Annotated in this window: 18 protein-coding genes; 11 read left to right on the top strand and 7 right to left on the bottom strand. The window is 63.7% G+C overall.

Features of this window, described 5'->3' with window-relative positions:
* Window positions 1–9 precede the first annotated feature (9 nt).
* Window positions 10–597, top strand: coding sequence for a dTDP-4-dehydrorhamnose 3,5-epimerase family protein (locus QMK17_RS23915; protein WP_283511785.1), 588 nt, complete (start codon window positions 10–12; stop codon window positions 595–597).
* A gap of 165 nt (window positions 598–762) precedes the next feature.
* Here the strand turns inward: QMK17_RS23915 and QMK17_RS23910 are convergent, their stop codons facing one another.
* Entirely contained in the window at window positions 763–2,538 is a 1,776-nt protein-coding gene (locus tag QMK17_RS23910; RefSeq protein ID WP_283511784.1) for a DUF4012 domain-containing protein, read from the bottom strand.
* A 275-nt stretch (window positions 2,539–2,813) separates the two neighbouring features.
* On the opposite strand from QMK17_RS23910, the gene QMK17_RS23905 reads away from it, so the two are divergent.
* From QMK17_RS23905 to QMK17_RS23885, 5 genes are all read left to right on the top strand, one after another.
* Window positions 2,814–3,413, top strand: coding sequence for a sugar transferase (locus QMK17_RS23905; protein ID WP_336620186.1), 600 nt, complete (start codon window positions 2,814–2,816; stop codon window positions 3,411–3,413).
* Window positions 3,414–3,653: 240 nt separating this feature from the next.
* Complete coding sequence (locus QMK17_RS23900) at window positions 3,654–13,550, top strand: non-ribosomal peptide synthetase (protein WP_283511783.1); 9,897 nt, start codon at window positions 3,654–3,656, stop codon at window positions 13,548–13,550.
* Window positions 13,547–14,425: a cyclopropane mycolic acid synthase family methyltransferase gene (locus QMK17_RS23895; RefSeq protein ID WP_283511782.1), complete on the top strand. Its 879-nt coding sequence runs from the start codon at window positions 13,547–13,549 to the stop codon at window positions 14,423–14,425. Before QMK17_RS23900 ends, QMK17_RS23895 begins: the two co-directional genes overlap by 4 nt.
* 63 nt (window positions 14,426–14,488) lie before the next feature.
* Window positions 14,489–16,066 (top strand): polysaccharide biosynthesis tyrosine autokinase, encoded by a 1,578-nt coding sequence (locus QMK17_RS23890; protein WP_283511781.1) that lies wholly within the window; start codon window positions 14,489–14,491, stop codon window positions 16,064–16,066.
* Window positions 16,063–16,719, top strand: coding sequence for a hypothetical protein (locus tag QMK17_RS23885; protein WP_283511780.1), 657 nt, complete (start codon window positions 16,063–16,065; stop codon window positions 16,717–16,719). The genes QMK17_RS23890 and QMK17_RS23885 overlap by 4 nt, the downstream gene beginning before the upstream one ends.
* Window positions 16,720–16,724: 5 nt before the next feature.
* On the opposite strand, the gene QMK17_RS23880 is transcribed toward QMK17_RS23885, so the two are convergent.
* Window positions 16,725–17,405 (bottom strand): Imm52 family immunity protein, encoded by a 681-nt coding sequence (locus QMK17_RS23880; RefSeq protein ID WP_283511779.1) that lies wholly within the window; start codon window positions 17,403–17,405, stop codon window positions 16,725–16,727.
* A gap of 204 nt (window positions 17,406–17,609) precedes the next feature.
* Here QMK17_RS23880 and QMK17_RS23875 point away from each other — a divergent pair, with 204 nt between their 5' ends.
* The 3 genes from QMK17_RS23875 to QMK17_RS23865 are packed head-to-tail and all read left to right on the top strand — an operon-like array spanning window position 17,610 to window position 20,052.
* The gene (locus QMK17_RS23875) at window positions 17,610–17,906 is read left to right on the top strand and encodes a hypothetical protein (RefSeq protein WP_283511778.1); all 297 of its coding nucleotides are present in this window, start codon (window positions 17,610–17,612) and stop codon (window positions 17,904–17,906) included.
* Window positions 17,903–19,594: an alpha/beta hydrolase gene (locus QMK17_RS23870; protein ID WP_283511777.1), complete on the top strand. Its 1,692-nt coding sequence runs from the start codon at window positions 17,903–17,905 to the stop codon at window positions 19,592–19,594. The genes QMK17_RS23875 and QMK17_RS23870 overlap by 4 nt, the downstream gene beginning before the upstream one ends.
* Entirely contained in the window at window positions 19,591–20,052 is a 462-nt protein-coding gene (locus QMK17_RS23865; protein ID WP_283511776.1) for a hypothetical protein, read from the top strand. The genes QMK17_RS23870 and QMK17_RS23865 overlap by 4 nt, the downstream gene beginning before the upstream one ends.
* A 13-nt stretch (window positions 20,053–20,065) precedes the next feature.
* On the opposite strand, the gene QMK17_RS23860 is transcribed toward QMK17_RS23865, so the two are convergent.
* The gene (locus QMK17_RS23860; RefSeq protein ID WP_283511775.1) at window positions 20,066–20,407 is read right to left on the bottom strand and encodes a hypothetical protein; all 342 of its coding nucleotides are present in this window, start codon (window positions 20,405–20,407) and stop codon (window positions 20,066–20,068) included.
* A gap of 93 nt (window positions 20,408–20,500) precedes the next feature.
* Between QMK17_RS23860 and QMK17_RS23855 the strand changes: the two genes are divergently transcribed.
* The gene (locus tag QMK17_RS23855; protein ID WP_283511774.1) at window positions 20,501–20,899 is read left to right on the top strand and encodes a hypothetical protein; all 399 of its coding nucleotides are present in this window, start codon (window positions 20,501–20,503) and stop codon (window positions 20,897–20,899) included.
* On the opposite strand, the gene QMK17_RS23850 is transcribed toward QMK17_RS23855, so the two are convergent.
* The 4 genes from QMK17_RS23850 to QMK17_RS23835 form a co-directional block, all read right to left on the bottom strand.
* Window positions 20,896–21,090: a helix-turn-helix transcriptional regulator gene (locus tag QMK17_RS23850; RefSeq protein ID WP_283511773.1), complete on the bottom strand. Its 195-nt coding sequence runs from the start codon at window positions 21,088–21,090 to the stop codon at window positions 20,896–20,898. The genes QMK17_RS23855 and QMK17_RS23850 overlap by 4 nt on opposite strands.
* A complete protein-coding gene (locus QMK17_RS23845; RefSeq protein WP_283511772.1) occupies window positions 21,087–21,500 on the bottom strand; it encodes a hypothetical protein in 414 nt (137 codons plus the stop codon). The genes QMK17_RS23850 and QMK17_RS23845 overlap by 4 nt, the downstream gene beginning before the upstream one ends.
* 192 nt (window positions 21,501–21,692) lie before the next feature.
* A complete protein-coding gene (locus QMK17_RS23840; protein WP_283511771.1) occupies window positions 21,693–22,064 on the bottom strand; it encodes an STAS domain-containing protein in 372 nt (123 codons plus the stop codon).
* Between the two features lie 133 nt (window positions 22,065–22,197).
* Window positions 22,198–22,650, bottom strand: a complete 453-nt coding sequence (locus QMK17_RS23835; RefSeq protein ID WP_283511770.1) for a hypothetical protein — start codon at window positions 22,648–22,650, stop codon at window positions 22,198–22,200.
* Window positions 22,651–22,736: 86 nt separating this feature from the next.
* Between QMK17_RS23835 and QMK17_RS23830 the strand changes: the two genes are divergently transcribed.
* Window positions 22,737–22,946 carry a hypothetical protein gene (locus QMK17_RS23830; RefSeq protein ID WP_283511769.1) on the top strand — a complete coding sequence of 70 codons (210 nt, stop codon included), beginning with the start codon at window positions 22,737–22,739 and terminating at the stop codon, window positions 22,944–22,946.
* The last annotated feature ends 124 nt before the right edge of the window (window positions 22,947–23,070 follow it).

Below are 23,070 nucleotides of genomic sequence, written 5' to 3'. Positions count from 1 at the left end.
TCTGTTTCGATGACTTTTCGTGAATTGAACATCAAAGGTGCCTACGAGTTCACTCCCCGCCAGTTCGGGGACGATCGAGGTGTGTTCTTCGAGTGGTTCAAATCCTCCGCCTTCGCCGAAGCCGTGGGACATGAGCTTGAACTGCAGCAGGCGAACTGCTCGGTCTCCGCAGCCGGAGTGCTGCGCGGCATCCACTTCACCGATACCCCGCCCGGGCAGGCGAAGTACGTCACCTGCGTCAAGGGCGCGTTTCTGGATGTGATCGTCGATCTGCGCGTCGGGTCTCCGACGTTCGGGCAGTGGGACAGTGTGCTCATCGACGATGTGGACCGCCGCGCGGTCTACCTCTCCGAAGGCTTGGGGCACGCGATCTTGTCGCTCGAGGACGGTTCGACGGTGATGTATCTGTGCTCGATCGAGTACACCCCGACCTTGGATCGGGATGTGAATCCCCTCGATACCGGCCTCGGGATCGACTGGCCCACCCTCGCCCTCGACGGCAGCCCCCTCGAGTACCAACTCTCCGACAAAGACCGCGCTGCGCCGTCACTGGCGCAGGCCATCGAGGCCGGCTACCTGCCGAAGTTCGACGGCTGAACAATTCCGAATTGCAGCGTCCGTCATGCCGTCCGCCCGGTGGTTCCGAGGACTGTCGGGTGACAGGTCCGAACTTAACCTCGCGCTGATCGACTGCTCATTCGCTTGAACAAGAAGTCTTTGATTCCCTGTGCAAACGCATGTGCGTTTGCACAGGGAATCGGATCAGCACTGCGGAACGTCGACCATCACCGTCGGCGTATCAATGAGCGGCTGGACCGGGACAACCGCTTCACCCGGCACCGAGGGCTCTTCCAATTCCCAGGTGACAGTGGATGATTTGCCGGGAGGGATGGTGAGGTACGCAGCCTTGACGGGACGTCCGAGTTCGGTTCCGCCCTGGACCGCGAAGGCATTGACGCCGTCGACCGACATCTTCGTGATCTTGGCGCCCTGCGTTCCATACAGGTACGCGATCGATTCGTTCGAGCCATAGGGAACACCCGGCTGGAAGGTGCTGGCGACGTACTGGGTTAGCCCATCGGGGTTGACGTTGTTGGTCAGCGTGGCCGTCACCGTCGACTTGCGGGTGTCGCCGGTGCAGGACTCGGCCGTATACGAGATGTCGCGTGTCAGATAGTAATCCAGCTTGTTACCGCCAGCATTGTTGACGATCACATTTGCGTAGGGCGCTGGGTCTACGGGCAGTGTATGGCCGACCTTGGTGTCTGCGAGGATCTCTTGCTCGGCCGGATCTGCACTCCAGACCGAAAGGCGGCCCTCACTCCCGGCGCGGCCGACAGCGTCGAGCAACTGCCTGGTCGGGGCGACTCCGGTGGTCATCTTCGTGACCACCGCGGCCGCGATTTCCTGCAAATATGCTTTGCGAGCGACCTGGTCGTCACCGAATCGTGAATATGCCGTCGACAGAGTCACTTCCACCACATTGTCACCCGAGATAACCTCGCCGTCGGCGAGAGTCACCGGCCCCGTCGCATCGAGGATGTAGCTCAGCGCGACCGGATCGGTGGCGATGGCGCCGTTCAGTTGCTCACCTGTCTGCTCCGTCCACATCGACGACCAGATCTGGCCCGCATACGGAAAGTTCGGGCTCGCATTGGAATTGCGGAAATCTACGGTCGTGTTGCGCGGACCCCACAATGCTCTGTACTCGGGTCCGAGGTCGATGGGTTGTTTGGCGAACTCGAGCTCGTTGTTGCTGCCGAGCGTATCGACGCGCGCGGTGCCGTTCTCGGCGCGGATGATGCCGTATCCGCCGAGCAAGCCGCCAGTCCCTCGGGCCTCGGCATTGGTCTGGAACGCCAGGAAGTACGAGCGGGGACCGTTCGCGCCCATCATCGTCGGAACAAGACGACTGGCGGTGTAGGTATTGGTGAGCAGGCCGGCCACATCGTGTGTCTGGTTCTCGAGCTGCACCCGAGCGTCCTGAACGACGCCGAGGTAGGCCGGATCTTCGATCGCCTGAGCGCGAGCGTAGAGATCCTCGGCAGCAGCCGATGTCTGCGCCAGCACAGGTTCTGCATCGATGAGGGCCTGAAGGTTCACGCGCCCACCACCTTCGATGACGGAGTCCGGCGAGATCGACGCGCTGGCCTCCGACGCGGGCTCGAGAACGTCGACGGCGAGGCCCTTGACCACATCGCTGATGTCGGCGACGGTCTGCAGTGGGCTACCGAGGAACGGGATGGAAGCGGCGATATCGAACGGGATCGAGGAGGCGGCGTCCTGCGCCTTGGTTGCCGACGCGATTGCGTCCGCGGCCGCCGCCTGGGCTCCGGGGACATCACCGTCGAGCAACGCGTTTTTGGCCGATGTCGCGGCATCGCGCGTCGTCTCCAAGTTCGATTTTGCAGTCAGCGCTTCATAGCCGAGCCACACCACGAACGCGATCAGAATCAGTACGACAACCAGTAGCGTCCACAGAATGGGACGCTTCCTGCTCTTTCGAGGCGCCGGATGAGTGTCGGTACTGGTAGTCATGTCGCCTGGGCTCCTCAGGGTGGCCGTCGCTCGACGGTTGCTGCGTACTGATTGATCTTGCTCGTGGAAGAGTAGTGGGTCGCGGCCGAGAAAGCGCGGATGAGGTCTATGTAATTCACATGAATGACGTCTTCCGGAGCGAAACCTGCAATTGAATGAAAGCCGACCGACAAGTAGCGAAATCGTAACGTGATGGTGTCTGCAGTCGATACCAAGTAAGTCGTGTTGCGATATATCGACACCATCGAAGACTCGAGTGCGAACGAGGGGAATGAGTGGACGTAGTTGACGGCTCGGCCGATTCCGGAGACTCCAGAATTGGCTTGAGTGCCGCGGACAGGGCTGCGAAGGCAGCGTTCGACCGTGTAGTGGCGGCATCTACCCTGCTCGTTCTTGCGCCGGTCCTGCTGGGCTGCTGGACCTGTGTGAAGGTGCAGAGTCCGCGACGCCGTGCCGTCCGCGCTCTCCCCCGAATGGGTTTCCGAGGTCGGCAGTTCGGCCTGTTGAACTTTCGCGCGCCCGGCCCTGACTGCGACGACAGCCACATGACCCGCCATGGCCTGGTCCACCTGCCGGAACTGCTGAATGTGATGCGCGGCGACATGAGTCTGGTGGGCCCACGACCACGGCCGGTGAAGGCACCTCGTTCCGACCGTTCGGCAAGCAGTCGGTCCTCGACCGGGCACAGACCGACTGGGGTAGATCTACGGCCTGGCATGACCGGACTGTGGATGCTGATGGACCGCACCGAACTGACCCCAGACGATCTCGCCACGCTCGATCACGAGTACGTAGCGTCGTGGTCGCTCGCCCGCGACATTCGTATCTTGAGACTCACTGCGGCGAGGGTTCGGTACCGAAGAAAACCCAACTGACGCGTCTGTGCGAATAGCGCAAAACATGCGTCCAGACCTTTTTCTGGACGCAATCCGAGATATAGCCGAATTGGCGACGTTACATAGTCGAAATATATCCGGACCATTTCCGGCAAAGTGGAGCAGAGAGCGCCTATCCACTAGTTTGTACCGAGGGGGCGCTGAGATCAACGGTGCTGAGCGACAATCGGTGGAACCACCATCAACCCGTCGTCGGTGACCGTTGAAGAGGGGTAGCAGGTGCCAGAGGTAAGAGCGTTCGGTTCGGGTCATTCTGCAGGTTCCACTCCTGCCGGTCCCGACATCGACCACGGCTACTTTCCGCTCTCCGCTGCCCAGATGAACATCTACTTCGCGCAGAAGCTCGCTCCGGAAGTACCGTTCACCGTCGCGCAGTACGTGGAAATCCACGGCGACATCGACCCCGCCACGCTGATCCGCGCCACCGACATCGCCTGCCGCGACCTCGAGTCGCCCGGGGTGCGGCTCACCGAGATCGACGGCCAACCACTGCAGCGATACGACGACAACGTTCCCTACGCCATGACCTACCGCGATCTACGAGGCGAAGTAGATCCCGTCGCCTATGCGCAGCAGTACATGGACGAGCACTACAAAAAGCCCCTCGACCTCGTTCGCGATCAACTCATCGTCTCCGAGATCATTCAGGTCGGTGACGCGCACTATTTCTGGTACAGCCGTGCGCACCACGTCGTCATGGACGGACTCGGTGCGATTTCCGTGCAGGAGCGCACCGCAGCGGCTTACACGGCGATCGTCACCGGAACCGAGCTTCGCAAGACACGGGCTGTCAGTGTCCGCGAGATCTACGACTACGAGGTGGCCTACCCTGGATCCTCGCGTTACGAGACCGACCGCCAATACTGGCTCGGCCGCCTCGATGGACACTCCGAAGCGCCGCGACTCGCTGGAACGCCGCGATCCGGCGCCGTCCCCAGCAGGGTCTCGGTGAGCGTCGGCGACGTACTGGACCCCGAGATCTCCGCGGCGATGGCTGACGTTGCCCGCCGCTACAACTCTTCGGACGTCCCGGTGGTGCTTGCCGCCTTCTCGCTCTACCTCGCCAGAATGACCGACACCGAGGACGTCATGCTGAGCCTGCCCGTATCGGGCAGAGCCACAACCAAACTGCGCGACTCCTCCGGAATGATGTCCAACATCGTGCCACTGCGCATCGGCGTCGAGTCCGGCGTGACCGTCGAGGAACTTCTACGACGTATCCAGGTGGAACTCACCGGAGCCCTGCGGCATCAGAGGTTCCGCGTCGAAGACATGCAGCGTTCCGCCGGAAGCAGTGTCAGTAGTGCTGCTGGGCGCGGAGTATTCGGTCCGACGGTCAACATCATGATGTACAACAGCACAATTCGGCTCGGCGACGTCATCGGCGAGTACCGTGTGCTCTCCAGCGGACCGATCGACGACATGATGGTCAACGTCTACCCCGGAGTTGCAGGCGCCAGCACCCGCGTCGACTTCCTCGGCAACCCTGCCGTGTACAGCACCGAAGAGCTAGCAGCGCATCACGCTCGCTTCCTGGATCTGCTCCGCGCAGTGGTCGAGGCGCCAGACGGACTGTCGGTATCGGACCTGCAGGTGCAGGGCGCCGTGCCTGCGGACATCGAACTGGCCGACACCCGCACCGCCGCTCCTCAATTACTGACGACTCTGCTCGCGAGCACTGCCGTCATCTGCGCGGATGGCGTCGACCATTCAGCCTCCGAGTTGACGAACGTGTCGAAAGACGTTGCTGCCCAGCTTGTTGCGCGTGGCGCTGCTCCCGAGGTGCGCATAGCGGTGGCGCTCGACCGTTCGTATCACTCCGTGCTGGCCATGTGGGCCGTCGCGACTGCAGGCGCATCGTTCGTGCCGATGGACCCGGCGGATCCCGCCGATCGCATCGCATCGCTGATGCGGGATGCGAACGTAAGGTTCGGGATGACCAGCCGGGCAAAGGTCGAAGCACTCCCCGGTACCTGGATCGCCGTGGAGGATCTTCTCGCTGCCCAACCTGTCCTGAATGAGCATCAGCTGCCGGAAGTCGATCTCGACAACGAGGCCTACGTCATCCACACCTCCGGTTCCACCGGAAAACCCAAGGCCGTCAGCATCACTCACGACGGGCTGTCTCAGCTCGCCGCAAACGTGATCGAACGGTACGGGGTGACCGGGCGGTCGCGCGTGCTACACCTCGCGTCCCCGGTGTTCGACGCGTCCGTGCAGGAAATTCTGATGGCGTTCTCGGCGGGTGCAACGTTGGTGATCGCTCCCGCGGACGTGTACGCCGGTCCCGCGTTGGCCGAACTACTGGCCAGCGAGCGCATCACGCACCTCGTGACCTCGCCGACGGTGTTGGCGACCCTGGCCCCAAGCGACCTGGATTCGGTTGAAGTGTTCGACGTCGGCGGTGAAGAATGCCCACCCGCACTCCGCGACCGATTCGCCTCGACCGAGCGGACCATGCTCAACGCATACGGGCCCACCGAAGCAACGGTCGTGGCGACGGTGTCGGCGCCGATGGCTGCCGGGGAGCGCATCACCATCGGCGGACCGCTGCCGGGAGTGCGCGCTGCGGTACTCGACTCCCACCTGCGGCCCGCGCCGAGCGGCGGAATCGGCGAGCTCTACCTCGGCGGCGACGGCATCGCCCGAGGATACGACGGCCAGGCCGGTCTCACAGCGGAGCGGTTCGTTGCCGGCCCAGGTGGTGTGCGGCTGTATCGAACCGGAGATGTTGTTCGACGGTCCATCGATGGAGTCACCCTCGAATACCTCGGCCGCAGCGACTCGCAGGTACAGCTGCAGGGCCGCCGCCTCGAACTCGGTGAAATCGAAGCGGCAGCAACAAGTTTCTCGGGCGTGACCGCTGCGACGGCCGCGGTCCGTGAGGATCGACTGATTCTCTACGTCACCGGCACGAGTGACGGCCTGGACGCACACCTGCGTGACCACCTTCCCGGATGGATGGTTCCACGCCACATCGTCGTACTTGCAGCGATGCCGATGACCGCGGGCGGAAAGCTCGACAGACGTGCACTACCGACGCCGTCCTTCTCGGTGGCCAGAGAATTCGTCGAACCCCGGACCGACACGGAACGTCTGGTCGCAGCCGTGTTCTCGGAGGTTCTGGGTGCCGAACGTGTCGGTCGCGAGGACACGTTCTTCGAACTCGGCGGCGATTCACTGAGCGCGACGCGCGTACTGGCGAGGCTGGGTACCGCGGTGTCGCTACCCGCGCTGTTCGACGCTCCGAGCGTCGCAGCGGTGGCGGCCGCGATCGACAGTTCTCTGGCCCAGCCCGTGTCGCTTCAGCTATTGGACACTGTTCTGCCCGAGCGGATACCACTGTCCTACGCCCAGCAACGGATGTGGTTCCTCAACCAGTTCGACGCCAGTTCGCCCGCCTACAACATGCCCGTAGCGGTGCAACTGCAGGCACAGGCCGATCCGGTACTGGTGATGTTCGCGCTGCGCGACGTGCTGGAACGTCACGAATCGCTCCGCACCTACTTTCCCGACGACGGCAACGGGCCACGCCAGGTGGTGCGCCCGTCGGATTCGGTTCTCGTCGACATTCCCACGCAGACAGTCACTGATCTCGATGACGCCATCGACGCCTTAGCGGCAGCGGGATTCGACGTAGCAGCCGAAGTGCCGATCCGCGCAGCCATCCTCGCGCCCGAGGGGCGAGCAGAGATTGTTGTGGTCATCGTTCTTCATCACATCTCGATCGACGGTTGGTCGATCGACCCGCTGGTGCGTGACTTCACCATCGCGCATGCTGCCCGCAGCGCAGGGCACGCGCCGACGTGGCCGCGTTTACCCGCTCAGTACAGCCAGTACGCGGTGTGGAACCGGGCTGTAGTCGACGCCGTTGCGGACGAGCAATTAAATTATTGGACAACGGTATTGGGAGAGCCCGGCGGGATGCTGGCAGAACTGCCGACGGACAGACCGCGTCCTGCAGTGCAGTCGATGACCACCGAAGGTGTGCCATTCCGTGTCGATGCCGACCTTCACGAGCGCCTCCGCGACGTTGCGCGGACGTTGAACGCAACCACCTTCATGGTGGTCCACGCCGCGTTCGCCGCTGCGCTGAGTCGTTTCGGAGACTCGCCAAGAACCATCGTCGGATCGCCCTCCGCGGGCCGTGGACACGAGGCGCTCGATGACATGGTCGGCATGTTTGTCGGCACGGTTCCACTGGCGGTGACGGTGAATCCGAACGGCACCTTCACCGAGCTCGTCGCGGCCGTGCGGCGCACGGACCTCGATGCCTTTGCGCATGCGGACCTGCCGTTCGAGCGGATCGTCGACGCGCTTGCAACCGACCGATCCCTCGACCGACACCCGCTGTTCCAGGTCATGCTCGCGTTCGACAACGTGCCCCACCAGTCGGTGGAGGATCTGCCGGTCTCGGTACTCCCGGTAGAGACGCACACCTCCGAATTCGACCTCAACCTCGTACTCACCGAAACGGCCGACGGCATGGCCGGGCAGATCGAATACGCGGTCGACCTGTACGACCGGAGCACTGTCGACGGTTTCGCGAAGGTATTGCTCGGCGTGATCAGCGCCGTTGCCGAGAATCCTGATGTGATCGTCGGCGATCTGGCAGTGGCAGAACGGGAACGTGCGCCTGCCGCCGCGCCTCGCGGAACTCTGGTGGACGTACTCGGGACTGCTCGAGATGTCGCGCTCGACGGCGTCGAGCGCGTGACGTATCACCAACTGGACCAGCGCTCGAACAGGCTTGCACGCCTGCTCATCTCGCTCGGTGCCGGGGCGGAAAGTCTCGTCGCGTTGTCTCTGGAGCGGTCGGCCGACTACATCGTCGCATTGTGCGGCGTCGCGAAATCCGGTGCAGCGTTTGTCCCGATCGATCCGCACTACCCCACGAGCCGAAGAGAACTCATGCTCGACGGGATCACACTCGGGTTCGGCGGCACCGAGGCCGGCGTCCGCTGGATCAACGAGTCCGACGCCGCGGAATTCAGCAGCGAACCCATCGCCGATGGTGATCGCACGGCGAACCTGCTGCCCGAGCATCCGGCGTACGTCATCCATACCTCCGGCTCCACCGGCACCCCGAAACCGGTCACCGTGACACACGGCAGCGTTCATGCGCTTGCCGAACAGGTTGTTCCGCGCTACGGCGTGACTCCGGATTCTCGGGTGCTGCAAGGATATTCGACCAACTTCGATGCAGCGATTCTCGAACTCGTTCTTGCCTTCGGGGGCGGGGCCACCATGGTGATCGCACCACCGGAACTCGTCGAGGGCGACGCCATTGCGAGCTTCCTCACCGAGCAGTCGGTGACGCACTACCTGTCGACGCCTGCGGTGCTGGCCACCGTCCCTCCCGTCGCGGGTATCACCACCATTGCGGTGGGAGGCGACGTACTCGGATCGGACGTGGTCCGGGAGTGGTCTCCGGGTCGCCGAATGTTGAACGCCTACGGCCCGACCGAGGCAACCGTCGTCGCGACGTTGACCGACCCCCTCGATTCAGCCGGTCCGGTGACGATCGGGCGCCCACTCGATCACGTGTCGGCCCAGGTGCTCGACCGCAGACTGCAGCAGGTTCCGGTGGGCGGTGTCGGCGAGCTGTACCTGGGAGGCTCAGGGCTGGCACGCGGCTACGGCACCGGAGCCGCGCTGACAGCTGAACGCTTCGTGGCCGCGCCCGGCGGTGTGCGCGTCTACCGTACCGGCGACCTCGTCCGGCGCGGCGCCGGCGGTGTGCTCGACTACCGCGGCCGCATCGATACACAAGTCCAGATACGGGGCGTGCGAATCGAACTCGGCGATATCGAAGCTGCCCTGGCCGCGCATCCCGACGTGCGCGGCGCAGTCGCATCAGTGAACGACAACAGAATCCTCGCCTGGGTGGTGGGCCTCGACGAACAGGCCGCCAAGCGGTGGCTTCTCGAGAAGCTGCCGCTCGCCATGGTGCCGTCCGTGATCACACCGATCGATCGGATTCCCCTGACATCGAACGGGAAGGTCGACGTTGCAGCATTGCCGTCGCCGCTACCGGCCACAGGAGATCCGACCGCAGTGCGGACGCTGGCCGAAGAGGTCATCCTCGGCATCTTCGCCGACACCCTCGGTGTGTCCGATCCGTCCGCGGACTCGAACTTCTTCGTCCTCGGTGGAGACTCACTCGTGGCCAACCGCGCCGCCACGAGGATCGGCGCGGCACTGGGAACCCACGTTCCCGTGCGAACGCTCTTCGAATCACCTACCGCGCACCTACTCGCCGCCGCCGTCGAGAAGCTGTCAGAAGAATACGTACCGCTGCCAGCGTTGGTGCACGACGTCGGAGCCCGAGCTCAGTCGCTTCTCGCGCCCGCCGAACGCCGACTCTGGGTGCAGAACCGGTACGACCCGACCTCGACGGCCTACAACATCGCCTTCGAGCTGCCGCTGCCGCCCGACACGGACCTCGATGTCCTGCGCACCGCCATCGCCGACGTCGTGGAGCGGCACATCCCGCTACGCACCGTCTACCCGTCGACCCCCGCTGGGCCCGCCGCCGTGCTGATCGACGCGGAGACGGTGGTCTCTTCGATGAACGAGCGGCACTCGGATGCAGCAGCGCTGGTGACCGAAGGATTCGACCTGACGGTCGAGCCGCCGGTGCGGATGGCGGTGACCCGGCGCGGCGACGAGTTGCTGCTCACCGTCGTCGCGCACCACATCGCCGTCGACGGCTTGTCTCTCGCTCCGCTGGCTCGTGATGTCGACGCAGCGTTGACTGCCCGGTTCGCAGGGGTCGTCCCCGAGTTCACCCCGCTTGCAGTCGATTACGCGGACTACCGAGTGTGGCAGCAGGACGTCCTCGCCGCCGTCGCCGCAGAACAGCTCGACTATTGGCGAGTTGCCCTCGCCGGCCTGCCCGAGTACCTCGATCTCCCGACGGGTACCCCGAATCCAGCTGAGGACGCCACACCGATCGAGTTCGGCGTCGACGCCGACACTCTCGCCGGCATACGGTCCCTGGCCCACCGGCTGGGAGCTACCGTCTTCGTCGTGGTGCATGCAGCCCTTGCCGCCGTGCTGGCCGAGGCGAGCGGAACCCAGGACATCGCCATCGGTACGCCCGTGTCCGGAAGAACCGAATCGGCGCTCGACGACCTCGTCGGAATGTTCGTCGGCACTGTCGTATTGCGAACCGCCGTTGCGCCGACCATGACGTTTGAAGAGTTTGTCGTCGAAGTCCGAGATCGCGACCTGGACGCATTCGCCAACGCATCGGTGCCGTTCGAATGGGTCGTCGATGCTGTGAATCCCGCGCGCACCGTGGACAGCCACCCGCTGTTTCAGGTCCTGCTTGCATTCGGGCAGCTCGACTCACCGACATTCGAATGGGGCGGCGATGCCTCGACACCGCGTCGAATCGAAATCGCGTCAACGCAATTCGACCTCGAAGTGGTCGTCGAAGCCACTGCCGACGGCCTGTTGGGACGACTCGGCTACTCCGGGGAACGGTTTTCGCGTTCTGTCGGCATCGGCCTTGCCGAGCGGTTGACGGCAGTGCTCGAACTGATCGCAGTCACACCCCAGGTCGAACTGGGAAGCGTCGACTTCGTCGTAGCCGACCGAAACGCTGTTGGCCATCGCGACGGAGCCGACGAGTACTACACCCTCGGGGCGCTGTTCGGGCGGGCCGCTGTGCAATGGCCGGACAATGTCGCCGTCATCGACGGCGACATGTCGATGACCTACAAGGAGCTTGATCGTCGGTCAACATGCTTGAGCAACAGTCTTATTCGGGCAGGTGTCGGATCGGGCAGTGTGGTAGCGGTCGCCCTGCCGCGGTCGGCGGAGCTACTGATCGCACTCTGGGCGGTGGCGAAGACCGGCGCAGGGTATCTGCCGATCGACCCGACACAACCCGCGGCCCGAGTCGAGGAAATCTTGACGCATGCTCGCCCTGCTACCGGAATCGCATCGGCAGGTTTCGCGTCGGCGCACGAGGGCTGGCTGGATATCGCGGGCCCGTCGGAGGGTACGCCTGCGACGTCCAGTCTCGTCGAGAACCTCTCCCTACCACAGCTTCTCGACAGTGTCGCCTACGTCATCTACACCTCGGGATCAACTGGGGTACCCAAGGGTGTGCGGGTGACGCACCGAGGAATTGCCGACCTGGTCCAAAGCCAGCGAGAATTGTTCGACGTCGAACCCAGCTCACGCGTTCTCCACTTCGCATCGCCCGGCTTCGATGCCTCCGTGTTCGAGATGCTCCTCGCCGTCGGGGCAGGCGCGGCGGCAGTGATCGTGCCTGCCGAGGTATACGCCGGACGCCAACTCGAGGCGCTGATCGACAAGCATTCCGTCACCCATGCGTGCCTCACGCCGACGGTTCTGCAGGTGACCGATCCGAACGCCACCCCGTCCCTCCGCGTTGTCATCATGGCCGGCGAGGCCGTGAATTCGCAGCTGCTGCAGCGTTGGTCGCCCGGCCGAGCAGTGTTCAACGCCTACGGCCCGACCGAGACAACGATCATGGGTACCTGCACGACGAAGCAGCCGCGAGGAGGCGTCGTGACCATCGGCGAGCCCGTGCGAGGGTTCGATGCCGTCGTTCTCGACGCTCGTCTGCGTCCAGTCGGTGCCAACGTGGTGGGTGAGCTGTTCCTTGGCGGTGCAGGGCTCGCGCAGGGGTACATCGGTCAGCCGGGTCTGAGCGCAACGCACTTCGTGGCCAACGCACTGGGAACGCCTGGCGAAAGGCTGTATCGCACCGGCGACCTCGTTCGTTGGATCGAGATGGACGGACGCTCCGAGCTCGAGTTCGTGGGCCGGGCAGACTCCCAGGTGAAGATTCGAGGACACCGCGTCGAGCTCGCCGAGGTGGAAGCCGCCGTGCTGAGGCATCCTGATGTCCAGCAGGCCTGCGTCGTCGGGCATGCAGGAACACTCGCGGCGTACGTCGTCGGGGATGCGGAACCGCGCGCCGTGCGAGCCTTCCTGGCTCGGACAGTGCCTGCGTTCATGGTTCCCAGTACGGTGACGGCCGTCGATGCTCTTCCGATTACGCTGTCCGGCAAAGTTGATGTGGCCTCGTTGCCGACGCCGTCGCTGCCGTCGGCGGAGTGGATCGCGCCGTCGACCCCGCTCGAACTCCTCGTTCGCAGCGCCTTCGCCGACGTGCTCGATGTGCCGGTCGGCAACATCGGCGTCGACGACAACTTTTTCGATCTCGGTGGGCACTCGCTGTCTGTAGTTCAGGTGACAGATGCACTGGGGGAGGAGCTCTCACGCCCCGTTCCCGTCAGCGCACTGCTGATGTTCCCGACGGTCGGGGCCCTTGCGTCGAAGCTGGAGGCGGGAGCGGACGGTGTTGCCGCCGATAGTGATCTTACGAGCGGTGTCTTCGACGTTCTGTTGCCGCTACGCGCTGATGGCACAGGAGCGCCGCTGTTCTGCGTGCACCCCGCCATCGGAATCGCGTGGAGTTACCTGGCTCTGCTCGGTGAGACGGATCGCCCCGTGTACGGGCTGCAGATACCTGGCATCGCTGACGACGAGCAATCTCCTTCGTCCATCGAGGAATTCGCGAGCCGGTACGTCCGCGAAATTCGGGCCGTTCAAGCCCACGGGCCGTACCACCTGCTCGGGTGGTCGCTCGGCGGCGTCATCGCACACGCCGTGGCAGCGGAATTGCAAGCCGAGGGTGAAGAGATATCGATGCTCGTGGAAGTCGATTCACTGCTGTCGGCGCCCGCAGATGCGGCAGAGTTCGGCATCGAAGATTTGGCTTCTCAACTCGGAGTCGCGGGCAGCTCCTTCGAAGGCATTGCGGCGCAACTTCGTTACGACAGAAGTGAACTCGGATTCCTTGGTGCAGGTCACCTCGAGAAGATGTACGCCCCGGTCGCCGAAGCGCCGAGGTGGGTGTCGTTGTATCGGCCTCGGGTATTCAAGGGCGAAATGACCTACATGGCCGCCCGGGACTCGATCGGTGCGGGCCAATGGAACGACTTCGTCGACGGGCCGATCACGGTCCACCGCGTCGACGTCGAGCACGAGGACATGTTGGGTGAAATAGGCGCCCGCGCAGTAGGCCGAGTAATCGGCACAGTAGCGGTCACGGAAGGAGTGGCACGATGAGAGCTCTCGAACCGTACGTGGAAAACGTGCAGGCTCACTACGATCTGTCGGACGAGTTCTTTCGACTTTTCCTCGATCCGAGCATGACGTACAGCTGCGCGTATTTCGAACGCGACGATATGACGCTCGAAGAGGCGCAGATTGCCAAGATCGACCTCGCTCTCGGAAAGCTGGATCTGCAACCGGGCATGACATTGCTCGACATCGGCTGCGGCTGGGGAGCATTGGCGCAGCGGGCGGTAGAGAAGTACGACGTGAACGTAATCGGTCTGACGCTGAGCCAGAATCAGTTCGACCATGCTCGCACCGTCTTTGCGGACCAGCCGCGCACCCGAACCGTCGACATCCGGCTGCAGGGCTGGGAAGAATTCGATCAACCGGTGGACCGCATCGTCAGCATCGGTGCGTTCGAGCACTTCCGGCGGCAACGGTACTCGGCATTCTTCGAGAAGTGCCGCTCGGTGCTACCGGCGGACGGCCGAATGTTGTTGCATACCATCGTGATGAGACCCATCGCGGAGGTACTGGCAAGCGGGGTGGTCTTCACCCGAGACGACGCGCACTTCGTGCGTTTCATCATGCGGGAGATCTTCCCCGGCGGCCAGTTGGCGCAGTCCGACATGGTGGTCGCCAAGTCCGTGGAGGCAGGCTTCGGTGTCGAACGCCAGCATGCACTCGGCCCGCACTACGCGCGCACGCTCGACGAGTGGACCGAGAAACTGGTCGCTGCTCGCGAGGATGCGATCGAGCTGTCGTCGGAAGAGAACTACGACCGCTACATTCACTACCTCACCGGATGCTCGTCGCGTTTCAAGGACGGCCGGATAGACGTCGTGCAATTCACGCTGAAACCGGAGTCGACGAGCATGAGTTGACGCACCGAGAAGGCCGATGCATGTAACGATAGAACAGCTTACGAACTCATTAGGGAGCCCCAAGTGGAAATCCAGGACTACCTCCAGATCCTGCGAACACGATGGATGATCATCGTCGTAACGGTTGCAGTCGCGGTGCTGGGGGCACTCGCTGTTTCTCTGCTCACGACGCCGACCTATCAGTCGTGCAGTCGAGTCTTCGTCTCGACGTCGGGCGGATCGACCGTGACCGAGTCCTACCAGGGCAACCTGTTCTCGCAGCAGCGCGTTGCGTCGTACTCCGAGCTCGTTACCGGTGAGACGCTCGCCGCACGGACCATCGACGAGCTCGGTCTCGACATGTCCCCGTCTGCGCTTGCCTCGAAGGTGACGGCGAAATCCACGCCGGACACCGTGTTGCTCGACACCTGCGTCGTCGACGATTCACCCGCTGTGGCCCGTGACATCGCCAACTCCCTGGCGACCCAGCTGACCACTCTCGTGCGTGAGCTGGAAACCCCCGAGGACGGCGGATCACCCGCAGCCGGAGTCCGGCTGGTGGAGCAGGCACAGGAATCGGCGACGCCGATCAGCCCGAAGACCACACGCAACCTGGCACTGGGCGCGGCTGTCGGCCTGCTGCTCGGCATCGCTCTGGCGGTGCTGCGCGATCGTCTCGACAACACCATCAAGTCGCGTAGCAAGCTCGAAGCCGTCGCCAAGACACCGCTCGTCGGATCTCTGCCCTTCGACAAGACGCTCAAGGAAGCCGCGATCGTTCAGTTCGGCGTCGCGCACTCGCCGAGCGCCGAGGCATACCGAGAGCTCCGCACCAACCTCCAGTTCCTCGAAGTCGATCACCCGCCGCGCGTCATCGTCGTCACCAGCGCTGTGCCTGCCGAAGGCAAGACCACCGTGGCAGTCAACCTTGCGCTCGCACTCGCCGAGGCCGGACACCACGTTGCGCTCGTCGAGGGCGATCTCCGACGCCCACGCGTCTCCAAATACATGGGTTTGATCGGTTCCGTCGGCCTGTCCACGGTTCTCGCCGGTCAAGCCGGCCTGTCGGACGTGATGCAGCCCACCAGTTTCGAAGGCCTGGAGGTGCTCGCGTCGGGTCCACTGCCGCCGAACCCGTCCGAGCTGCTCGGCTCGGAAGCGTCGAGGCGGATCATCGAGGAACTGCGCGGTCGCTTCGACTACGTCATCGTCGACGGCGCACCTCTGCTGCCCGTGACGGACTCTGCGCTGCTCACCACCCACAGTGACGGCGCGCTCATCGTCGCGCGATTTGGACATACGAGCGAAAGCGAGGTCGCCCGGGCTGTCGGAAACCTGGAAACGATCGGCGCGCACATCCTCGGCGCCGTGTTCACGATGATGCCGAGCGGGCGCAAGGGCGGCGACAACTACTCGTACTACTACGAGACGGACAAGTCGATCCCTCGTCAGACACCCCATCCTGTAGCACCGGGAACGGTGTCGACAGCATGGGATGGAACCAGTTCGACTCCGGAACCCGCTGCACCCGAGGCACCCACCGCGGCGCATGGCGCCGCAAGATCAGCGGCCGGTGCCGCGTCGACGTCGGTCTCAACCCGCACGTCTGACTCGACGCCGCAGAATGGCACCGCACCCACGTCCAGAAGATACAAAGAGTGAGAACTGCGGCAATAGTTGTCGGTGTTGCGGTCGTCGGCATCGCATGTGCGGCGCCTGCAGCCGCAGCACCGAGTGCAGTGGTCGGGCCCGGAACGGGATACGTCACTACCGGAGGGCTCGACGACTTGACGGCATGTTCCTTCGCCGCAGTCGGATACGACGCCGCAGGCCGACTCATCGGACTGACGGCAGGGCACTGCGTGCTCCGCCCCGGGCTGCCCGTCACGCTGATCGGCAATCCGGGGGCAGGTCCGGTAGGAACCACCGTCTCCGCGCACTGGGGTCCCGACTACGGCGTGATCGAACTGGACCCGTCCAAGGTGATCCCGGTGCCGTCGACGGGAGGAGTCACCGTCACCTCCATCGGTGATGCTGTGCCGGGGCAACCTGTGTGCAAGAGCGGTGCAGCGACCGGAACCACCTGCGGCACCGTACTCGAGGTGCGGGCGGACAGTGACATCCTCACGGCGACGCCGACACTCTGGGCAGATTCCGGGTCCGGCCTCGTCAGCGGTACAACGTTGGTGGGTATCGCCAGCCACGCGGATTCGGTACCGGTGCTCAGCCCGACGGCCTATGCATCGGCGTCGGCATCGTTGGCGCAACTCAACTCTCGGGGCGGAGTGGGAGCGGGATTCGTGCCGGTCGGGTAGTGCGCTTACCGGCCATACCCCAACGCCCGCCGAACAGCGAGCGCCGCATCGAGGCTCGGATGTTGGGGGTGGCCGGGCAGCGTCAGATAGATTCCGCCGTCGACCTTCTCGATCGAGACCTCGTCGGGCATTGCCCGACTGTCGAGTTCGATGTCCTCGCTCAGATACGTCAGCCAGCCGACCGGGATTTCCCGGTTGGCCGCCCTGTGCTTCTGTGCCCGCAGGAACCTCTCGGAGACGGTGGTTCCGTGCTGGGGCTCCCAGCTCGACACGACGGCTTTCAGTGAGCCCGAGACAACCGTCGTCGACGGTGAATCGTGCCGATCACCGAATGGGGAGTCGGCGAGATCTAGGGAAAGATGGTTTCCGCGCCGAGAGGTGACCCCGCAGCTCAGTGAATAGGGGAGCGGACGGTCGTGGTGCAGCCGGATCAGGCTGGGGCTGAAACCACCGCCCGGCACGACACCGGCAGAGCGGCCGCGGACGGCACTGGCTTCGACGAGCGCGGTGAGGCCGTCGAGATCGCCCGTGACCGGAATCAAACCATCGCGGCCGGTGATGTTCTCCGGCATCGTGAACCAGCCGGAACAACCCGCAGCCTTCGACGGGATGTCGCGAAGCGACTGCTGCAGACGCCGGGCGCAGCCGCTCGCAGTCTCGGCCCTCGACGCCCAAGAGGCAGTCACAGCCAGCGATTCGACGTTCACAATTGACTCACAATCGGTTAGACGCGCCACCGGCCCAATCGGTTCCATCCGCCGTGGATCGTTAGCGCGACGTTGTAGATGCGGCGAGGGGCAAGTGAAAGTCGATGGAACCGATTGCCCTCCTGGTGCGTCGAAGCTGTATGTAGGGGCGGTGACGGCGCCAACTGCGATCGAGGGAGCAGAATGCTGAGAGTCGACTCGGATTCGTTGCGTGCGCTGGCGTCGGGACTCACGGACCGAGCCGACGACATCAGCGAACTGGACCCGGTAGCCGTGGTCGAACCCAGTGCCAACGCAATGCCCCAGTCGGCGTTCGGCGCCGCGGCGGCCAATACTGCTCTCCCCATTCTGGCCGCGTACCAGGCGATGGCCGAACGCATCCAGAACATGGCCGACGCCGCGACGGTCAGCGCCCACAGTTACGAGCAGGCAGAAGCTGCATTCCGCGCGCAACTGACGCAGTACTTGAACGGCAGATGATGGCGGCCTCGGTCTCACAGGTGCGCGGATGGACCACGTCCGTACTCACCGAGGTCGCTGCAGACGTCGTCGACATCAACGAGAGGTTCGACGACACCGTGAAACACGTCGAATCGGTCACGTGCGACACTCTCGCCAACTGGGAAGGGGACGCATCCGTCGCCGTCGCCGCACGGACACTCGCTGAACGTATGGCTGGCAGCTACCTCGTCGCCGCCGTCGACACGTACTCCAAAGTGTTCGGGAGCGCCGCCCGAGAGCTTGGCTCGATACGAGATTCCGTGGTCGCTGCAGTCGATACAGCCCTCGCTGAGGGCTTCGACGTAGCCGACAACGGACACGTCATCGCGCCGACCAGCGCCACCGGCGATATTGGCCTCGACGTCGTTCTACAGGCAAGTTTCGACGACAGGGCGCACGGCATCGAGTCACTTCTGCGGCCGCTGTTGGCGGACGCGGCCGTCATCGACTGTGCGTGGGCGTCGCGGCTGCAGGACGCCGTCGATGCGATCCGCACTCTCGTCGACGCGCCCGCTGCCTCCGAGGGCTACAGCCGGGCGGTGCGAGCCGTGCTCGACGGTGATACCCCGCTCCCCAACGAACCCGCAGCGATGGCCGAGTTCTGGCGTGGACTGACCGACGCCGAGAAAGACGGTCTCGCCGCCTGGGACCCCACCATCGGCAACCGCGACGGCCTACCCGCCGTCGACAAATCGCGCTACAACCTCGCGCACCTCGGAACCCTCGTCGACGATGCCCGGGTGCATCTGAACCTGATCGAGTCTCGCCACCCGGACTGGATGCGAGACGAGAACCTGCCGCGGCGGGGGGAGCGAGCGGACGAATACTCTGGGTGGCTCGACGAACGCGAGGCCATGGCCGGGAGCATCGCAGGCTACGACACCGTCAGAAGCCACCTCGACCGCGCCGGCGTCGATACCTTCCTGATGAACATCGACCACAACGGCAGGGCTGCACTGGCATTGGGCAACCCCGATACCTCGGGCAACGTCGCCACATATGTGCCCGGCACCTCGTCCTCGCTCGCGACCATCGGCGGCGACATGAGCCGCATCGCCGGCCTCCTCGACAGCTCCAACGCACACAGTGCGGGCCCCAATTCCGTTGTCGCGTGGCTCGGCTACACCGCGCCACCCGATTTGGTCGACACCGTCGCCGAAAAGTACGCCGACGCCGGAGCGCCCAGACTCGACAGGTTTCAGGACGGCCTGCGGGCTGCACATTTCGGGCCCCCGTCCCACAACACCGTCATCGGACACGACTACGGCAGCACCGTCATCGGACACGCCATGCGCGACAACGCATCACTCGCCGTCGACAACGTCGTATTCGTGGGAAGCCCGGGAGTGGGAGTCAGGCGCGTCGACGAACTCACCCTCGACGGAGTCGACCCCTCCGAGAACGGCCGACGGATATTCGCCACCGCCGCGGCAGCGGATCCGGTGACCTGGGGGGACGAACTGATGCCCGAAGCGCACGGATTCGACCCGACCACACCCTATTTCGGAGCAACAGTGTTCGACAGTGAACCGGGAACATCCTTCTCGATACCAGGGCTCGGAGACATCGACTTCTCACCGTCGCTGCACAGCGATTACTTCGAAACCTGGAGTCCGAGCCTGGACACGATGGGCCGCATCATCGCCGGCCGAGGACCTGCCCGATGAACGAGTCGTTGACGTCGAACGTGGCGCTGACAGAGTCGATTCAGACGCTGGCGAGATCGTTGGCCGCGCTTCCTGTAGGCGTATCCCTGGTGCGCGTGCATCCCGAATTCCCGCACGCACACATGATGTTCGGACGATTCGAGCCGTGCTACGACGACAATATGACCGTCGAAGGCCCGGTACGGTTCACGGCCAGGTTCTGGGTGACGGGCAACGCTGGGCCAAGCAATGCGCAGGCCCTGCTCGACCGCTGGCGTGAATGGGAATGGGACGTCTACGACTCCGCCGAAAACGGCCGCGACACCACGCGCGTGGTGTCACCCGAGGGTTACAAGGTGATCGCGCAATTGAGCGTCGACGGCCACCTCAGCGTCGGAGTGTCCTCGCCCTGTTTCCCGTTCGAGAACGGTGAAAACCTCGACAATCCCGGTGCTCCCGCCGCCATCGAACGGCGATGAGCCGGGGGGATAGCTAGTTCTCGGTGAGCCGGATCTTGACGAGCACCTGGTTTCCATTCCTGGTCGCAACGGCATGCCCTGATCGTTGGACGCCGTCGAGTTCGATACTGATGGGCCCGCCTTCCGGATAGAAATTGCGCCACCAGGCCTTCTTGTCCGGAAAAGCCACCGCTACAGACACCTCGTCGCCGCGACGTTTGTAGCTGATGGGGATGCTGAACGTACGGCCCGACTTCCGGCCGGTGTAGGTGATCTCGGTGATGGCACCGGAGATGTATTTGCCGATGATCGGGGCCTTGAGCAGAGGGCGGACGAGGGCGTTGAACCCGACGGCAGCGCGTTGGAATGTGTTCATGGGTCGATACTGCCACCCGGTGTGGTGGTTCGCGTAGGGAAGGAACTGCGCGGTATGTTCAGTGTCTGCTCGGTACCCAGAAGGGGTGAGAATGTGAAAAAGCTCGTGACCGCGGCACTTCTTCTCGCGCTGGGCGCGGCGGGCCTGTTCAACGGCATCGCCCTCGTTTCCGACCCGTCGGGCGGGACCCTCGGGCTGAGCGTGGACATGTTGCCCGAGTGGCACACATGGGACTACCGGTACTCGGGGATGTTCGTGCTCGTCGCGCTCGGACTGGCGCCGTTGGTGTGCGCGGCAGCAGTGATCGTTGACGTCCCGCGGTCGAGGGTGGGCGCAGGCATGATCGGCCTGGTGGTGATCGGGTGGATACTGTGGCAGATCGTGGTGCTCGACGTCGATGCCCCGCGTGCGCAGATCACGTTGACAGCGGTCGGTGTGATTCTGGTGCTCGGTGCCGCGGAGTATCTGAAACGCTCCGACGATCGGTCCTAGGGCTCCGGCTCGAACATATCCTCGATGGTGCAGCCGAACGCGTCGGCTAGACGGAATGCGACCGGCAGGCTCGGGTCGTAACGTTCCTTCTCGATCGAGATGACGGTCAACCGCGTGACGTCGATCCTCTCGGCGAGTTCGGCTTGAGACCAACCCTTTTCGGCACGCCGGCGTCGTACATCGTTCTTCATGTCTGGGTTGAGAGGGTGCGGCGACGCTGCAGCGTGTACCTGGCCGTGGCCGAGGCGAGGGCGCAGAGCAGCAGTCCGATCAGGAGGAGTTGTGTCGGCGGTTCGGCGCCGGTGACGGACACAGCGGCCAACGTGAGGCCGATGGCGCAGATCAAGTCGGTGGCGGTTCCGCTCATTGCCGTGTTCAGCCATCTTGATTCGACGTCGTCGTCCGACGGCCCCTGTCGCGGAGTCGTTCTCGGAGCGACAAACACGATCCACCCGATGGCGAGGCCGGCCGGCACAGTGCAGATACCGAATACCGCCGCAGGTAGGGCGGGGGCAACGGGCGTGAATAGCCATGTGGCAGTGGCTATTGCGGCAGCGGTCGAGAGCGCGGTCAGTAATGCGCAAATCCAACGGATGGTCACTGTTCCCCCTATGTATAGTCAGCTATACGTATAGTACCCTATACACAGGGGCATGGTGCACTGCTCAGTGAGCGCCCTTCGGTGGCCGAGCTTCCATGAACATCTGGAGGAACGACGACTCCGCGGCCGCACGGATCTCGATGTGTTCGTCCTGGTCGGCGAGCTGATCGTCTGGTGACCGCTCCTGAGGTGTCATCGGCCGGGGAGGTGGTCGACGATCAAATCCTGGGCGCCGAGAGCTTCGAAAATCATGCGTACGGGGCGGGTGGGAGCGAAGATGCGCACAACGGTTTCGGACACCGATGCTGCGTCGATGACGGCGTTTGCTGCGCCGGAATACATGAATGCCACGCCCGAGAGGTCGACCACGACGTCGGCTCCGAGGGCAAGCAGTTGCTCGAGTTTGTCCATCAGTGCCATCCGTGCGCTCATGTCGAGGTCGCCGGATGCGCGCAGGATGGCAAAATTGGGGGAATACGATTCGATATCGACCGTGTAGCGGTGGAGCTGATCCATCGACATCGCGACGGGGTGGACGGACAACGGATGTGTTGCGGTAATCATCGGCTGGTCCTTCGTGTCGTGAAGTTGGTGCCGGTTTCCTGCCGGCGAGATCAACTCTGTCAGTCGAAGGTAACTTCGGAATCTCGTGTTTCATCACGGTGATGCAACCGAAAGGTAACGAGATGATAACGGGCTATGAGATCGGTTTGTAGTGCAAAGCTTTCAACCACAGTCCGCACAAAGGTCGGCGACGGAATCCGACGATGTAGCAAGGTTTCCCTCGCAGGTTCTTCTCGCGCGCGAGAACAGAAGGATTGTGCGACCAGGACCAGCCTCGTGTAGTCGAGACAAGCTGAGCTGCAAGCTTTTCGACGACTGTGTCCGCATCTGCATTCACCGGTACCTCGCCGGTGAATGCGCCGAACGCCCCAGACAAGGAACAGCCCAAGTGCAGTGCCAGGCTTGTCGCCCGAGGTAGGACGAAGTGCAGGTGAGTGGCCGACGACGTCCGAGACAGAGCCTCGAACACCTCGGCCTCCCAGTTGTCGTCTTCACCTCCCGCGGTCAGCAGTACCGCTGCGATTGCAGTGATGCTCCCAGTCGCGGGGAGTGTCGGCACGGCGTGCGCGTGAGCACCGAATTCCATGGGTCCAATAGTGAACCATCGGACCGGACTTGGTGTGAGATTGACTCGAGCGGTTCTTGTCGGTGGGGCGTTGTAGCTTCCTACCCATGCAGAAGTTGGGGGACTACCGCAGCGCCGACACGCTCACCGATCAGGAAATCAGCTCCGCCATCGTCGAGCTCACCCACACCGAAAACCGACTCGCAGCAGACAAATACACACTGCTGGCCCACTTCGCCCGCCGCGGCCTCAACCTGAAACAAGGACACTCGAGCCCCGCACACTGGCTCGCCACCGGAACCCGAGTGGCCCACTGAATCACCCTAGGTTTGATGCCGCTTCCTTCTGAGTCAGGAAGGATGAGCACATGCCCAAGAAAATCGATCCAGAGGTCCGTGCGAGGGCCCTGCGGTTGCTGGAAGCACACGGAGCGGAATACGC

The sequence above is a fragment of the Rhodococcus sp. G-MC3 genome (genome assembly GCF_030063335.1).
Classification (GTDB): domain Bacteria; phylum Actinomycetota; class Actinomycetes; order Mycobacteriales; family Mycobacteriaceae; genus Rhodococcoides.
Note: the sequence above shows the minus strand (reverse complement) of the source record. Positions and strands in the feature narration are given on the sequence as shown.